This is a genomic window from Pseudoalteromonas byunsanensis, assembly GCF_001854475.1.
In the GTDB taxonomy this organism is placed as follows: Bacteria; Pseudomonadota; Gammaproteobacteria; order Enterobacterales; family Alteromonadaceae; genus Pseudoalteromonas; species Pseudoalteromonas byunsanensis.
Map to the genome: position 1 here is coordinate 267,931 of NZ_MNAN01000037.1, position 15,595 is coordinate 283,525.

Consider the following 15,595-nt stretch of genomic DNA (forward strand, 5'->3'; position numbering starts at 1 on the left):
TGCAACTTGAATAGTAGCGCAATGAATGAGTGCGTTACGTATTATCAATGCGTTACTCACCTCGTTAAGGCTATTTGAAAAGTGGCAGAACCCCGCCACTTTCAATGTCTACTGATAATAAAGCTACATATTCCCAAGCTCAATCATCATAGCCGTGTACATACGCAAGTTAAGCTCAAGCTGTTCCACTGTTATGAATTCATGCTCCGAGTGACCCGTATAATTTTTACCCGGCATAGATGGGCCAAAACTGACCGCATTGTCGAATAGCTTGGCGTTGGTACCGCCACCAATTGACACAAAACCTGCATCAGCATCATTGGTATAATGCTTAAAGATATCTAGTAACTTTTGTGCATGTGGCGCGTTGTCCAATAGCATTGGTTCACCTAATTCAATCTCAACCTTGTCTAACGTCACTTGATTGGCCAGCTGCCAGTTATCGATGGCTTGGCGGATTTGCTGTTCTAACAATTGGGCCTGTTTACCTACTGGTCGACGGACATTAACAGATAACACAACATCATCTCCACGACGCGCTAACAACGTTGGCGCAACGGTCATCGGACCCATAAAGTCATGGCTGTAGGCTATCTCACCAAAATGCTTACCATACAAGTCTGTGCCAACAAGCTGATTAATAAATGTGATTGCCTGACCGTCTGCATTTAGCTCAAGGGTCACACCACTAAACAATTCTGCAAGGTGAGCGATCGCGTTCACACCTGCTTCAGGCTCAGATGAATGAGCTGAAACACCTTTGACACTCACCTTCACTCCCTGTGGCTGCTGTGCAAACGACACTTTAACCTGAGACAAAGAGTTAGCTCTAGTCTGCAACTGCGCTAGAAGTTCCGCCGATGCATTATGCACAATCACGCTGGCATCTTCTGGGATCTGGCTTTTAAATGCCCCCCCAGTTAAATTACTTACATACACTCCATTACCTGTAGATGTACCTTTAAATGTTGGCTCAATTAAGCTCCAACCTTTTTCAGCTACAACGACAGGATAACTCGCATCTATAGTGATGGCATATTTGGGCTGCTCATAATTTTCCATAAAAGCCTTGAGAGGCTCCCAGTCTGATTCTTCAGCTAGATAGATCATCAACTCTATGCGATTGTTCAGCTCTACTCCTTGATCTTTTATCGCTTTCATCGCATAAAGCGCTGTTGCAATCGGCCCCTTATCATCTTCTGTCCCGCGCGCGATAAGTTTGCCAGGTTCAGTCGTTGAATCTAAATAAAAAGGGCTTTGCTGCCATTTTTTAGGATCCGCAGGTTGTACATCCCCATGAGTAACAACAGTGACTTTTTGCGCTTGCGTGCCCAGACCAATCAGTACCGTATGACCCTCGTCCTGATAATCTAGACCCAGTTGCGCCGCTTTCATCTTAAGCAGCTGCTTGAAACCGATAAAGTCTGGATTTTCTGGAGTTGCTATGCCTTCTATATTCACGGTGGGAAAAGACACCAGATTGGCGAGCGTATGGATCTGAGCCTGATGATAGTTTTTGACGGCGTACTGCGCCGTTTTTACACTAATATCTTCTATGTTTGCTTGAACACTGCTTGCAAGCATTGCCGCTGCCACATATACGAGACGGGTCATGTTAGTTTCCTTGATTCTGTATAAACAACAAAGGGGGCTTGCGCCCCCTAATGTAAATAGGATGAACGCTTAGACTAAGCCTGTTTTTGCTTCTTAATCCAACGCTTAACGTCTTCTTCAACCAAAGCGAGAGGACGTGCGCCCTTAAGCAAGATCAGATCATGAAACGCTTTGACATCAAACTTATCACCAAGAGCTTCTTTTGCCATACTGCGCAACTCAACCAACTTTAACATACCCAGTTTATAACCAAGCGCTTGCCCCGGCCATGCAATATAACGGTCAATCGCAGCGGTCACATCACTCATTGCTGTCCCCGTCGCTTCGGCAAAATATTCGATCGCTTGTTGGCGCGTCCACTTTTTATGATGTAAGCCTGTATCTACCACCAAGCGTGCAGCGCGGTATACCTCTGCTTGTAAACGACCTAAATCACCAAATGGGTCATTTTCGTACATCCCCATCTCATAAGCGACGAGTTCTGAATAAAGTGCCCAACCTTCAATATATCCATTAAATGAAGCATTTTGACGCATTAAGCCAATATCAGTTTGCAGCATATTCAGGGCAATTTGAAAATGGTGCCCAGGCACCGCTTCATGGTAAGTCAGTGTTTTCATTGCAAAACTTGGCACTGCTTTCATATCTTTCAAGTTGATAGCAAAGATCCCTGGACGGCTACCGTCTAACGATGGGCCATTGTAATACCCACCTGGTGCCCCTGCTTCGACAGCTTTTGGGATACGTTTTACTTCCACCTTTTGAGGTGGCAGTGTTGAAAATAGTTCAGGCGCTCTTTTGTTGATGGTTTCAATTTCGCCACGTAAGAAAGTCAGTAGCTTTTCACGTCCTTCGTCACTGTCTTCATATAAGAAACGCTCTTCTTCGTTAAGCTGCTGCATTCGCTCACCAACGCTGCCTTCACTATAGCCATTGGCTTTTAAGATCTCATCCATGCGTTTGGTAATGCGCTCAACTTCCTGCAAACCAATATTGTGAATTTGCTCGGCGGTCATATCTGAATCGGCCAAATAAGTAATAGCGTGTTGATAATATGCTTCACCATTTGGTTGTGCCCAAATCCCAACTTTATCTGGTGCTTTACTTTCTAGCGCTTGCATGTCGGTGCTCACCTTGGCAAAAGCTGGATAAATTTTGTTTTTAATAATCGCCGTTGCTTCTTCCACCATAGACTGTTTGGTTTCTTGCGAAAGCTCACCAACTGACTCCAACTTTTGAGCGAATGACGCTACTAGCGGGTGCGCCGCAGCATCTGGCGCAGTAAAGTTGTTTAAGTAACCCAAAGTATTAGCAAACAAAGGCTTAGGTAAAATAACCCCTTTTTTTGCATCAACAGCCGCTTTTGAACGCACTTGTTCTGTTACATTGGCAAATGCTTCTAATCTTGCCAAATAGTCTTTTGCATCTTGTTCTGACTCAACGCCATGCTGATCTTTGAGAATATTCGGAATATCGACCAGGGGCCCAGACAACTGATTGATAATATATGGCAAATGACCACCCCAAGTATCGATATAGCCTGCCGAGAACTGGCTATGACCAGCATAATATCTCGCAAGCACTTCGTTGACTTTCACATGCAACATTTCGTCTTCGTTCAGTGGTAGAGTCTGTAACTGTTTTAGCTGCTCAGCAGCCTTATTCATATCAATTTGCAAAGCTTGCATACCCGCAAGCGAGTAGTTAGGTAATCTAGAGGCATACTCACCATATTGCTCTGGTGAAAGCTTAAGCGATGTTGCTAATGCTGGTTGGTGAGTAATGAATGTTTGCGTATATTGTTCGACAACCTCATTAACAGCTTCGGAACTCGAAGTGCTGGTTACTTCAGCTGCGGTTTTAGCAGCAGATGAAGCGGAACTGGTTTGAGTGCTTTCTGATGAGCACCCTGCAAGGGCAAAAAGTACGGCTAAGCTTACTAAGCTTGCTTTTTTCATGACGAACTCCATTGGTAACGAGAAAAGGCGACCCATTTAGTGTAATAGGTATCTGGTTTTTTATTCTTATTGTTATATTCTCAATACCATTTTTTGCGTACAATATACAGCGTAATACGTCGAACAACAGACAATTAAGTATCCATACTGATTTCATCAAGTAACAGCTATCTAGTATAAACAATGTGTTTTCTAGTTATTTTTAGTTTCGCTACTCTGGCAATTCAACAACATATAGCGCATCTGCCTTGGCCGATAAGACTAATAACAACTTATCATTAACCAGTTCCACCATTGAAGAAACACTGTGTATGGTCTGATCTGGTGAATTATAACGGTTTGCAAAATTCAGCGTCCCATTCGGCGCAACAGCAAATTGTACAAAGCCGCTATCTTGTTCCCCCGCCGCATACAGTTTTTTACCATCATGGGATAATAGCAAACTGCCAACACCTTTTAAGCCATCATGAACAACCGATTGAGTAAAGCTGTATTCATCATCTTGCAACGAAAAAACAGAAATTGACGAACCTGTGGAATTGGCTACATACACCGTTTTTGAATCTGCTGACAACAGTATTTTTTGGGGGTTATTAAAATGCGTCGGCTGCGTATGAGGGTTTTCTAGCTGCTGTTTGAATGAGAGCTTTGAGTCTTCGTCTTTACTATAGATGGTTAGAGTATTTCCTTCATATCCGAGTATAAAAACCCGATCGTCTGTATTTGACAAAGCAATGCTCACGGGACTACCCAAGCTCTTAGGTTGTTGTGCCAAACGATGTACTTTATAAGCGAACTCTAAACCCTCCGATGTGAGATTAAAAACCGCTACCTCATTACTTTTGTAGCCAGCAACAAACAACTGTTTACCATTGTTGCTTTTAGCGATATCCCACGCCCCCAACAAGCCAAAATTATCTTTATCCGCTAAAGACTCAGCACTTTTAAAAACCCGTTCAGGTGCAAGGTGGTCACTAATCACCTGCAAAGGTGTGTAGGATTGCGTCTCACTTTGTCCAAATAATGATAATGCGCCGTTATAAAAACTCACCACAGCCAAACGTTTACTATCATCCAACACCACCAAGCCAGCTGCGCCTTCTAAATACACGTCCGCTTGTTCGTCGCTGTTAATCATGTCACTTTGTGAAAGCTCGTTTTTATGATTAATATCAAACACTGACAACGAATTATCATCACCACTTAATACATAAGCGGTTTTTTTATCTTTCGCTAATTTAACCAGTCTGGGGTTGTCTAATCCATCAACCTTATCTACCCCATCTTTCAAGGTTTGAATTATTGTCACATGTGCTGCTGACTGAGTAAGCTTTGCAGAGACAGGTAAAATAAAGACCATTGACAAAAAAAGAGTTAAAAGCACTTTATACTGCACCATAATTCGTCACACCTTATGAAAATCAAGCCAAACTTCAATTGAAGAAAAATCAGTACTGTAGCACATCAAAGATAAGTTAATTGATATAAAATTCAAACAACTATGTAAACACAGTTTCTAAAAAGCTGATTGAAAATACGGCAAGGGGCATAAGAAGCGAATACAAAACGCTTGGCGACTACACTAGCAAGTGGACACTCGGCTGGTAATACATATTTATATAAAAAGGAAGCCATATATGCCATTGCTCCCTTTTATTTCCACTTAAATCAACTGCAAAAGTAGCAGCCGCACATCCATTTAACAGCCGCTCATTGCTAATAACTTAGTTTACTTTGACACCCAAGTCTTTGAGACCCAAGCTGGCTGATACAACTGTGCCCTCTTGCTGTAATGCCGCAAGTACTTGTGCCAGATTTTCTTGCTTTGAAGTCACTACATAAAATGACTTGTACGCCTGCTTTAGCGTCAGGTTATGAGCTTTGGCTACTTCATCAGCATTTGCAAAAGCCGCAAGTTGAATAAGCACTTCACCCGTTGCTTGATAGGCATTCAAACCATTATCACCGATGATCACCTGACCTTTTTTAACGAAATGAGCGTCATTTAGATCACTTGTTTGAGTCAGATCAGACAGTGGTAATTGGCTGATGTCCTGCAACGCTTGCTGCTTAAGCTCGTTAACTGATACTGGAAAATTTGCGAATGCTGCACTTGAGGTTGTCAGCGCTACTAACACTAATAGTTTTTTCATGATTTTACTCCTTAGTGACCGTAAATACGTAATGACCAATCTTTCAATACACCGTCTAGCGCATTGTTAGTGCCGTTGGTAGTGAACAGACCAATATTCGGGTTATAAATCAAAGTACTGCTTGCCCCCTTGTCAGTGTCGATCACTTTGATGGTCCAATTCCCCTGAGACTTTTCGCCATAGAAATGATGACTCAACATCACAGAATCCGTGTAACCACCGTCTGTTCCGTCCAAGAATCCAGTTCGTGCACTCATAACCACGCTACGTGTACCCGATGGCGACGTCAGCTCAATGGCAACATCACGCAGACGTTCATGATCTAGGTTTAGTTTTAGCTGCACAGCTTCGATGGTTAGGTTTTGGTCAACCACCATAGTACTTTGCGCGCCCGCCAAGTCAGCATCAGGGATCGTCACATTAGCAATTTGTTTTTGCCAATCTGTGATTTGAAGCTCTGGCAAAGATACGCCAGTAAACAACGCTTTATAGACAGCATCATCAATGTTCACAGCCCCAAGACCATAGTAGTTGTGAAAATGATAACCCGCAGCGTTGGTCTGCCAGCCTGGTATGGCCTCATAAGTCACGGTGTTTCCGCTTGCCGATTCGAAATCAAGAGTGACACCTTTATGCTCAGGATCTACCTTACGCGCTGTTGCAGCCAGAATATGACGTACTGTTCTAGCATCTAACCCTGGATTTGCCGACATCACAGTCGCCACAGCCCCTGCAACGTTTGGACCCGATGAAGAGGTACCGTTCATCACAGCGTTGAAGTCACAGTTTGGATCCAGCTGTGTCCCACCATGCAAACTATTTTTGTGTGTGCCGGTAACATTCATACCTTGCTCACAACCCGTTAAATCAACGGTGACCATTGCCGGTTTGTCCTCACCAAATTCCCCGCCTGGTGCTGACAAAAAGATATTCGACCCTACCGATGAGTAAGAAGCCAATTGACCCTCTGCATTAAGCGATGAAACTACCAGGTTCCAAAATGTGGTGTTATCTAAAGCAATGTTTGCGTTGTGAAATGGTAGCCCTTTGTTATTGAGGAACTGATTGTTCTCATAAGGGATAACATAGAACTGAATGCCCTGAATGTAAGTTGTGTAAAACCCAAATGAATTACCCGCAGATTTTACATAAGTGGCACCGCGCCCCCAGTGGCTGTCTAATGAAATATCCTTCATTACTTCTTCTATCAACGCATACTCTGGCTCAGCGTTCAAGTCACCATTTAGGGGGGAAGATGGTGTAGAACCATAACTTTGGTTAAATACTCGCGGATCGGTAAAGCGGTCAAGGACTCTAAAGTCTTCACTTAGACCATGAGAAACCATCCAAGAAGCCAGTGATTGCTCGCTCAAAAAGTTAAAGCCGATTAAATTGGCATAAGGAGCAACGCCTCGCCCACCTAAATTGTTTCCTTCCTCTGCTGCAATAAGACCCGCTACCGATGTACCATGACCGTGGGTATCCACTGGGTAATCACTTCCATCAATAAGATTTCTTGAGCCTGGAACAACATTGTTTTTCAAGTCAGGGTGTGAAATTTCTACTCCCGTATCAATTACCGAAACCGTAATACCGCGGCCTTTGATACCCATACGATCCGCAAAGTCTAAATTTAGATCTTCACCTGCTTTACCTGCTGATAAAGAGAACCCTGTTTGACCTGTGTTTTGTAAATGCCACTGCTGATACGTCAATGGATCTCGTTTGATTAGGTCTTGTTCAGGAGACGTATTAGCGTACACCGTGCCTGTTGCCATCATTACGGCTATGGCCAAAATTTTCTTATTATAGTTCATTTTTTCCTCTACACTATACCCAAAAGAGGAACCCAACATAACACCACGGTAACTAACTGGCAACAAAAAAGACATCGCTGTCAAAATTAATTTTAACAAGTTATTTAACTAATCCACTAAGGTCTCGAGAAAATACACCTCTCCCCATAACGCCCTTTTTAGAAATAACGCTAATGACATGAGCTAATCATTTGGTTTTGTGCGGTATGCGTGTAAAATACGGCGACTGACGAGAGAGATATTATGAACCGCAAAAAAAAGATTTACGAAACACTTAAAAAGAAGGACAAGCGAGCCAACGCTAAACTGCACAAAAGCAATAAGCCTCGCTATATTTCAAAGGCAGAACGCGCAGCAGCCGACGAGCAAACCTCTTGCCAAGAAGCGCAAATAGCTAGTGACACACAGGAGTGACTCTCTAGCTCTGCTCAGCGCTTTTCCAATACCTAGTTTTGATGAAATTCAAAAGCTCTATTGCGACCTATCCGTTGCCAACTAAGGTATTGAGTTCATCGAGCATATCATCGCTAAACATATGATTTTTCAATAAGCTTTTAAGCTTAAGATCACCATGGTTATAGAGTGAGAGAATTTGTTGTGCCACCCGACGATTTAGCTCAGGTTGTTTACTTTTCGATTGATAGTACTGCAACATCAAGCCATCTGCAGCCATGCTTCGCAAATATTCGTTCTGTTCCCTTTCTACAATTGCAACAAAACTATCTGCTACCCTAGCATCGGTCAATGGTGTATTGGCAATCACTTCGAGTGCCTGTACTTTAAGCTTTTCATCACTACTTTGTTGGGCTATTTTTAAAATCGCATCCACAGCTTCATAGCTGTAATCACTCATCTGAGTTTTATTGAGCACATACATATTCATTTGTAATTGGCCCATTGCAGAAAGCCTCTCCAAGGCAGGTAAACTGCTATCCAGCACTTTTGAGTTTAACTCTCTATTTATTTGCTGCGCATAATCTGGGTCTGTTTTTAGTTTTATTTCATAATCTTGGGGTAAGCTTTCATAAAAAGCGTAGGCAGGGTCTTTACTGCGCATCTCGTCTCGTTCTCTTGCCTGCTGCTGCTCAATCACGCTCAGTACAGCCCGCTCAAATTCATCGCCTGCCATGGCATGCTCTGCATAACCATTTCGACTTTCCAAGTCGTCTATTCGCAACTCTAATTCAGATAGTTGCGCATTCAAGCGATTAATAACCTGCGACTGTGGCAATATTTGCTGATCTGTATTGCCATTATTACGTTGAGTATGTTGCATAGTCACATCTTCATCATAGTGTGAAGAACGATTAAAAGCCCCATAAAAAGAAACCGCCAAAGCCAGTAAAGAAATAATTAAAGCCAAATTAGCCGTTCTAAACATCCAAACTCCTGTTGTATATGACACACCACCGTATATAGACACCATTAATAAGTCTATACAGTACAATATTTATCGCCAATTAATACTCCTATTATTCTAGCGATATCTGCACCTGTGACCAACCAAAATAGTGAAGCTTTTAAGAATAAAGTCATACAGTTGAAAAGGTTTTGCAAGCAATTGTTCACACCCACCCCCTAACATACCCGACTTCTAGCAAGGATGATCACCGTTACTAGGACGACAGATCTATTTTAGGAATCAACATGAACAAATTCAGCTGTTTGCTTATCGCATTTTTACCTACATTGGCCTTAGCACAGAACGCCGTGCACTATGAGCAGTGTAAAACCAGTTTTAACTATTTAGGTGCGGATTACCAAGGCACAACTAATAAAAACAACGATGGTAGTCAATGGTGTTATCTAAAAAATGCACAAGAAGGCGCATATTGGGCAAATGTAAAAGTGGAAACGATTCCTCAATTTACCACTGTCAGTGGTAAAACTTGCCGTGCTCCTTCTAGCTATCAGGGAGAACAGTTTTACGGTTGCAGCTCCCGAAATCACACCATGCCATGGTGTTATACCAGTGCAAGTGAATGGGAAGAGTGCGAGCTTGCAGAACCTTCAGAGCTCCTAAGCCATACCTCCCCGCAAACAAGTAAACGAATTGACCGAGTCGCTTTAGGGTCTTGTTTTAAAACAAAAGGCGATATGCCTGAAGCTCTAGCCCGCCTTATCACCCAAAAGCCCGATCTGTTCCTATGGCTTGGCGATAATATCTATGCTGATACAACAGACATGAGCAGTATGCGTAGAAAATATAACGAGAAAAAGCAAAATGCTGATTATCATGCCTTTTTAGAAGCTCAGATACCAGTAATGGCCACTTGGGATGATCATGATTTTGGCAGAAATAATGATGGCAAACACTATCCCGAGCGCGAAAATGCGCAAAAAGAGTATTTACGTCATTTTGATGTTTCTCAGGACGACCCAAGGCTCAATGGTCGAGCTGGTATTTATGAGGCCAAAATGCTAGGTACAGCTGAAGAACAAACACATGTCATCACATTAGATGCCCGTTACTTCCGCTCACCGACTTTTAATAACTATGGTAAGTGCGAAGGTGAGCAAAGTACTATGCTCGGTGAGCAGCAATGGCAATGGCTTGAACAGGAGTTAGCAAAACCCTCTGAAATTAAACTAATAGCTAGTGGTATACAAGTACTCCCCCCATTGTATCAAGGCCGCAGTAAATCAAATTACTGCGCTTATGGAAATGGTCAGCAGTTTGAAAGCGCAATAGAGTCCCTCGAAGAAGGTGCAATGTCTGGCACCAGTTATGAGTCTTGGGCAGAAATGCCGAGCGAGCGTGAGCGCCTACTGCGCATGGTGCAAAAGTCCATGAACGATGGTAAGACCAAGGCGGTCATTTTTTTATCGGGCGATCAACACTGGGGTGAGCTGCTACAAAAGGATATTCCAGCCAGCAGCGAATTTGGTAAACAAGCCACTGTGTATGAGATCACCGCCTCTGGTTTTGGCCAAAATTGGCCATATCACATCGAAAACCCACTAAGGTTGCCTATATATGCTGATACAAAAGGCGATGGTAACTACAACAAGCAGTGTAAATTACCATTTAACCATGCAGGAACCTCCTACCAAGGTTGTACGACCAAAGACCGCGAGCAACCATGGTGCTACACCCAAGTAGATAAAAATGATAAAGGTATTGCAGGACAATGGGGTAACTGTGCACCAAGCGGTGCAAAAATTCCAACAGGTTACGTGGGTAGTGTAAGCTCTGATATTCATAACCTAACCACCAGCAACCGCCACTTAATCAATAAATCGGGTAGTAACTACGGTATGTTAGACATAGATTGGCAAAACCGTACTATCAAAATGTCGATTCAAACAGCTGACGAAGAAGCCGTTTCAACCGTCGTTGTATTCTAACCGGCTTAGCAGTGAAGCCTTGCTTCACTGCTTTTAATCTAAGAAGAATGTTGAGTGGCGCCTACCGAGTAGCGCCTAGCGAACCGAGTAACATCAGCCGATTCTCATTTATGACAAGACTGTTGGATTTGCTCAATGATCTTTCAAGCTCCTAAAATATGCTTGGACAAATATTAAATTAAGGAGCTTTAACATGACCTCACGTATCAACTACTTTCAAATCGCAATTTTTTAGCAAAAGTTTTACAGTTTGTACCGAGCAGCTATACTCTGTTTAATCAGGTATATAAAGACAATAAGTTATAAAGGTAACGCGGCAATGTATCATAGCGCTGTTCGCTTTTGGCAAAAACGCTCTTTGCGATTTTGGCTCACCTCAGGGCTAATAATGACTATTTCCCCTTTTATAGCTTTTTCTATTTTGACCTATATATTTGTTCACGAACGCATCGTAAATCCATTACTTGACCTCACATCTGAACAGATCGGTATTTTAAGCCCTATCAATGAACTACAAACCACTCTTTGGGATGTATCCAGAACGGTTACGGGCTTTGCGATAAACGCCGAGCCTAACCTCAGTGAAGAGTATGCTATTCAGGCACAACGAATTGATAATGCTTTCTCGCGATTAAGTGAAGCTTCAAATTCAGCTTACGTCCAACTAAAAGATGATCTTGCGAGCGCACAGCAACAATGGCTAAGAGTTGCAGCGCATTCTGAGGTGATTTTACGCGAGCCTCATACTCATATGAGTCCTGCATTTGGGAGCAAAGTTATTACATTCGAAAATGAAATAAGCGCACTTGGCTACAAACTAGAACAAGTATACGAAGACTTACAACAACAAAACGAACAATTACGCCACCAAGTGCTAGAGACTCTTGAATTCGCCAATAAAATGTTTGTTTTAGTACTGCTAAGCGCTACTTTGATTGGTTTACTGGGCCTACTCATTTTAAATCGTTCGTTACTTTGTAGCATGAACAAGCTTACAGAAGGCGCGTCTAAATTCGCCACAGGTGACACAAGTCACCACATTGATATTGGCACCCCTATGGAGATGGCCAGTGTCGCACATACCTTCAACAGCATGAAAAATAAAATCATTGAACAGCATAAAGCGCTCGAACTGGAGGCCAACATGGACGGCCTTACCGGTTTACTCAACCGACGTAAATTCAATGAACAAATCGAACTGGAGCTCAATCTTGCACGGCAAGGTAGTTATCCCGTGAGTGTCATTATTTGTGATATCGATCACTTTAAACAGTTCAACGACACATATGGGCACCTTGACGGAGACGAAGCTCTAAAAGCAGTCGCACAAACGCTCAAAAATGGCATACGTGATAATGATAAAGCCTGTCGCTATGGCGGTGAGGAGTTCGTCATTATCTTGCCTCACTGCGCTAGCAATGCAGCCTACATGATTGCTGATAAATTAAGGCAAAAAGTGGCCTCTCAAATGATCATTATAGAAGAGCGAAAAGTAAGCCCCCTCACTATCAGTATGGGCGTTGCTGTTTTTCCTGAACACGGAAAAACAAGTGAAACACTCATCAAGCATGCCGACCAAGCTCTTTATAAAGCAAAAGATCATGGCCGAAATAGGGTATTTATGGCAAGTACTGATTGTTAAGTCAGCGCCTAGGTTTAGGCGAATGCTAAAAGCTAGCCGTACACAGTTAAGCGTCAACTAGCTTTAAAATGCACATCATCTTGCCAAACGATTGCTCCCTGGCAAAATTGTAAAATATATTGCGTATTCAGTGCGATGTCTTGAGACAAAGCACAACATGGTAACAACTGATAAAAACCATTACACAAAAACTTAATTAGCCTTTATTTATCAAATGGCTAATTAAGCCACTCCCCTGTGCTATACATTTAACATTTAAACGTTTTTACTGATGTATATCTATGCGTTCCATGTCGTCCTTGTGCAGGTGGTGGAAGCGTCACTGGTATCCCAAATTCGCCGCCATTGACCTGTTTAGCATTAGACAGTGAAAGCTCTTTTAATTTTTTTGACTTTAGTAATAGTGAAGTTTTCATGCTTTTAGTTCCTTGTTGTTAAGCTATTGGACTCCTTCAACTTCATAAAAACACAGGTACAACCTAACTACCAAATAACGATTTGGCAAAACCACCCTATGTATTTGTATTTCTTTTTCCTTAACTGAAGCATTAGAAGCGATAAACGGAACAATATCCTAAACCTGTATCTTTATTGAGCGCAAGAGTATATTACTAGGTTCGCTTAAAAATATTCAATATAGTGTAAAGAATAAACACCATGATCCCACTTACACTGCAATACCATGGTATTCACTGGGTAACCGTCAATTCAATAGAGTAAATTTCAACAAGTTGATTTTGCTAAACTTTACCCTCTCGAACAGCTGGTATTAATAAGAAGTGAAAAACAAAATAAGAGCAAATATGCCAATTATAATTGCTCGCAAGACACAGCACTTACCAACACATGAATATCATAATAAACCGACATTGCTTTGAATAACTCACCAAAAGTGTTGCCATCTTTGGTACTGATTGTGACATGTGTATCGTAGTGTCGTGAAGAGGCATAATTAAAAGGGTACAATATACTGTGGCGACTAATACTGCTCGGATGCAACTCATAAGCACCACTGCTGGTTAAATGTGTTGACTCTACCTTAATCTGAGCCTGCAACTCGCGATAATAGCGCTCATGGCGGTTGGTTTTATTAAAGGCAATGCCTACGCCACAATTCCCACCCATAGGGTAAACGTTGTTAACAAAAAATGTTACTTCACTGGCATCTCGGTGCAAGGTAGCAAAATCTCCGCTACTTTTGAGCCATTCAGCCGGATTTGCAGATACTGGCAAAGCAGACACCACACCAGCTAAAGATAGTAGTCCACATTGAAGGGCCGTTTTGGTTTTACCTGTCATCATTTTCAATATTCCTTATTGTAGGTTGAGGTCATGATCTATGATAGATATAGTGAATTACAATGTAAAATAAAAGTTAATAACAATTAACATACTCTAAATATATAATACTGAAATAGGTAAACGCTGCGCTACTCTGCTTTAAACTCGCGACAGAATTAAAAACTAATTAATTGATTTTAAAAATTAAAATAAATAAACATGCTCCATACTAGGAGATAAAGCAAACAAAGTTCACATATAAACCATATACCCTTTATAGTTACACACTTTAGAATAAGTTAAAGTAATGTGAAGGAAGACAATGCGACCATCATTTGATGATTTAAGCTATTTTGAAGAAGTGGCAAACACTCAGAACCTCTCAAGAGCCGCTCAGCGCCTTGGGATCACTCAACCCAGTATGAGCGCAGCAATAAAGCGCTTGGAGCAGAGTTTTAACACACAACTGGTGATCAGAAGTCGAAATGGTGTGCAACTGACTCGCTCTGGTGCCGCTCTGGCGGAGCACAGTCGTAAATTCATGGCCGACTGGGAGCAACTACAGGCGAATGTGATCCGAGCGGGAACCGATATGCTTGGCACTTTCTCAATCGGCTGTCACCCATCCGTAGCGCTTTATACCTTGCCGCATCTATTGCCCGCACTGAAGAGCAAATATCCCAATTTAAAGCTTAACTTGGTACATGATCTATCGCGTAAAATTACCGAACAGGTAGTCGGCTGTGAAATAGACTTCGGTCTTGTGATCAACCCAATTCGCCATCCTGATTTGGTGATCCATAAATTATTTTTAGATGAAGTGACACTGTGGCGCGGCCCCACCTTTGACAGTGTTCAAAACGCAAATGAACGAGTCATTTTATACTGTGACCCAAACCTAAAACAATCTCAGGCACTACTTAAAGCTATAAATTTAAATCAATTTCAAGTAGAACACTCGAACAACCTAGAAGTCATTGCGTGTTTGGTTGCCAAAGGTATTGGCGTGGGGATCCTACCGCAACGGGTTGCTAATAAGAGTATGGAACCATTGCATCGCTACGAGCATAACGATGCAATGGTGACAGATGAATTATGTCTCATCCATCGTTTTGATATTCAAAATAGTACGGTGAGTCACAATTTAAAGCAGGAAATCAAAGCCGTACTGCGCGAACAGTCAGATTAATTTTCTTTCGCATCTTCAAGCTGCTTACAGCTAAGCGCACTGGTTAACGCGTAGATACTATTAAAGCTAGACATACCATCGAACACTTCCCCGAAGGTACGGCCATCTTTGGTGCTAATAGTGACATATGTCGCATAATATTGAACGTAATAGTCAAATGGATACAAAATACCATCACGCGTGATGGATGATGGCTGTAACTCGTACAGGCCACGGTTGGTCATATAAATCGTCTTTACTTCAATATGCTCAAGTAACTCGCGATAATAGCGCTCGTGGCTATTGAAGCCATTAAGCGCAATGCCAATACCGCAGTTTGCATCTCGAAGCTGTGGATATTGCACAGCAAAGCGCACTTGCGATGCTTCAGGATTTAAGGTGGCGAAATCACCACTGGTATTGATCCAATCTCCAGGACTTGCCAGGGCAGGGAGTGCCATCGCGGCACAGATAAGTGATGCAGACAAACGCTTACTAAAAATGTGTGTGATCATATTAATGACTCCTTTTTATGTTGTATGACGCAATCATATGGACTTACCTTCACAACATAAAATAGGAGTTAGCAATGAGTAGCATAGGACCTATCTATG

The 15,595-nt window shown here is 42.2% G+C and carries 13 protein-coding genes; 4 read left to right on the forward strand and 9 right to left on the reverse strand.

Features of this window, described 5'->3' with window-relative positions; all coding sequences use genetic code 11:
- Positions 1 to 123 precede the first annotated feature (123 nt).
- The 5 genes from BIW53_RS19615 to BIW53_RS19635 form a co-directional block, all read right to left on the reverse strand.
- The gene (locus BIW53_RS19615) at positions 124 to 1,584 is read right to left on the reverse strand and encodes a dipeptidase (RefSeq protein ID WP_070993876.1); all 1,461 of its coding nucleotides are present in this window, start codon (positions 1,582 to 1,584) and stop codon (positions 124 to 126) included.
- Positions 1,585 to 1,688: 104 nt separating this feature from the next.
- Positions 1,689 to 3,572 carry a DUF885 domain-containing protein gene (locus BIW53_RS19620; protein WP_070993708.1) on the reverse strand — a complete coding sequence of 628 codons (1,884 nt, stop codon included), beginning with the start codon at positions 3,570 to 3,572 and terminating at the stop codon, positions 1,689 to 1,691.
- A 211-nt stretch (positions 3,573 to 3,783) separates the two neighbouring features.
- Positions 3,784 to 4,881 (reverse strand): lactonase family protein, encoded by a 1,098-nt coding sequence (locus BIW53_RS19625; RefSeq protein ID WP_175442175.1) that lies wholly within the window; start codon positions 4,879 to 4,881, stop codon positions 3,784 to 3,786.
- Between the two features lie 415 nt (positions 4,882 to 5,296).
- Positions 5,297 to 5,725 (reverse strand): hypothetical protein, encoded by a 429-nt coding sequence (locus BIW53_RS19630; protein ID WP_070993710.1) that lies wholly within the window; start codon positions 5,723 to 5,725, stop codon positions 5,297 to 5,299.
- Positions 5,726 to 5,736: 11 nt separating this feature from the next.
- A complete protein-coding gene (locus tag BIW53_RS19635; protein ID WP_070993711.1) occupies positions 5,737 to 7,542 on the reverse strand; it encodes a S8 family serine peptidase in 1,806 nt (601 codons plus the stop codon).
- A 243-nt stretch (positions 7,543 to 7,785) separates the two neighbouring features.
- On the opposite strand from BIW53_RS19635, the gene BIW53_RS20615 reads away from it, so the two are divergent.
- The gene (locus tag BIW53_RS20615) at positions 7,786 to 7,956 is read left to right on the forward strand and encodes a DUF2986 domain-containing protein (RefSeq protein WP_084228276.1); all 171 of its coding nucleotides are present in this window, start codon (positions 7,786 to 7,788) and stop codon (positions 7,954 to 7,956) included.
- 67 nt (positions 7,957 to 8,023) lie between these two features.
- On the opposite strand, the gene BIW53_RS19640 is transcribed toward BIW53_RS20615, so the two are convergent.
- Positions 8,024 to 8,923, reverse strand: a complete 900-nt coding sequence (locus BIW53_RS19640; protein WP_070993712.1) for a hypothetical protein — start codon at positions 8,921 to 8,923, stop codon at positions 8,024 to 8,026.
- Between the two features lie 266 nt (positions 8,924 to 9,189).
- On the opposite strand from BIW53_RS19640, the gene BIW53_RS19645 reads away from it, so the two are divergent.
- Both BIW53_RS19645 and BIW53_RS19650 read left to right on the forward strand, forming a co-directional pair.
- The gene (locus BIW53_RS19645; RefSeq protein ID WP_070993713.1) at positions 9,190 to 10,890 is read left to right on the forward strand and encodes an alkaline phosphatase D family protein; all 1,701 of its coding nucleotides are present in this window, start codon (positions 9,190 to 9,192) and stop codon (positions 10,888 to 10,890) included.
- Between the two features lie 388 nt (positions 10,891 to 11,278).
- Positions 11,279 to 12,532 (forward strand): diguanylate cyclase, encoded by a 1,254-nt coding sequence (locus tag BIW53_RS19650; protein ID WP_175442176.1) that lies wholly within the window; start codon positions 11,279 to 11,281, stop codon positions 12,530 to 12,532.
- Positions 12,533 to 12,780: 248 nt separating this feature from the next.
- Here BIW53_RS19650 and BIW53_RS21010 read toward each other — a convergent pair whose 3' ends face one another.
- Positions 12,781 to 12,948 (reverse strand): hypothetical protein, encoded by a 168-nt coding sequence (locus tag BIW53_RS21010; protein WP_175442177.1) that lies wholly within the window; start codon positions 12,946 to 12,948, stop codon positions 12,781 to 12,783.
- 394 nt (positions 12,949 to 13,342) lie between these two features.
- Entirely contained in the window at positions 13,343 to 13,834 is a 492-nt protein-coding gene (locus BIW53_RS19655) for a hypothetical protein (RefSeq protein ID WP_070993715.1), read from the reverse strand.
- Between the two features lie 301 nt (positions 13,835 to 14,135).
- On the opposite strand from BIW53_RS19655, the gene BIW53_RS19660 reads away from it, so the two are divergent.
- Positions 14,136 to 15,002, forward strand: coding sequence for a LysR family transcriptional regulator (locus tag BIW53_RS19660; RefSeq protein ID WP_070993716.1), 867 nt, complete (start codon positions 14,136 to 14,138; stop codon positions 15,000 to 15,002).
- Here BIW53_RS19660 and BIW53_RS19665 read toward each other — a convergent pair.
- A complete protein-coding gene (locus tag BIW53_RS19665) occupies positions 14,999 to 15,496 on the reverse strand; it encodes a hypothetical protein (RefSeq protein WP_070993717.1) in 498 nt (165 codons plus the stop codon). The genes BIW53_RS19660 and BIW53_RS19665 overlap by 4 nt on opposite strands.
- Positions 15,497 to 15,595 lie beyond the last annotated feature (99 nt).

Bases quoted from the DNA above. Each gene is read 5' to 3' on its own strand.
- BIW53_RS21010 (WP_175442177.1), bottom strand. From the start codon at position 12,948: ATGAAAACTTCACTATTACTAAAGTCAAAAAAATTAAAAGAGCTTTCA.
- BIW53_RS19640 (WP_070993712.1), bottom strand. From the start codon at position 8,923: ATGTTTAGAACGGCTAATTTGGCTTTAATTATTTCTTTACTGGCTTTG.
- BIW53_RS19655 (WP_070993715.1), bottom strand. From the start codon at position 13,834: ATGATGACAGGTAAAACCAAAACGGCCCTTCAATGTGGACTACTATCT.
- BIW53_RS19635 (WP_070993711.1), bottom strand. From the start codon at position 7,542: ATGAACTATAATAAGAAAATTTTGGCCATAGCCGTAATGATGGCAACA.
- BIW53_RS19650 (WP_175442176.1), top strand. From the start codon at position 11,279: ATGACTATTTCCCCTTTTATAGCTTTTTCTATTTTGACCTATATATTT.
- BIW53_RS19645 (WP_070993713.1), top strand. From the start codon at position 9,190: ATGAACAAATTCAGCTGTTTGCTTATCGCATTTTTACCTACATTGGCC.
- BIW53_RS19620 (WP_070993708.1), bottom strand. From the start codon at position 3,572: ATGAAAAAAGCAAGCTTAGTAAGCTTAGCCGTACTTTTTGCCCTTGCA.
- BIW53_RS19615 (WP_070993876.1), bottom strand. From the start codon at position 1,584: ATGCTTGCAAGCAGTGTTCAAGCAAACATAGAAGATATTAGTGTAAAA.
- BIW53_RS20615 (WP_084228276.1), top strand. From the start codon at position 7,786: ATGAACCGCAAAAAAAAGATTTACGAAACACTTAAAAAGAAGGACAAG.
- BIW53_RS19660 (WP_070993716.1), top strand. From the start codon at position 14,136: ATGCGACCATCATTTGATGATTTAAGCTATTTTGAAGAAGTGGCAAAC.
- BIW53_RS19630 (WP_070993710.1), bottom strand. From the start codon at position 5,725: ATGAAAAAACTATTAGTGTTAGTAGCGCTGACAACCTCAAGTGCAGCA.
- BIW53_RS19665 (WP_070993717.1), bottom strand. From the start codon at position 15,496: ATGATCACACACATTTTTAGTAAGCGTTTGTCTGCATCACTTATCTGT.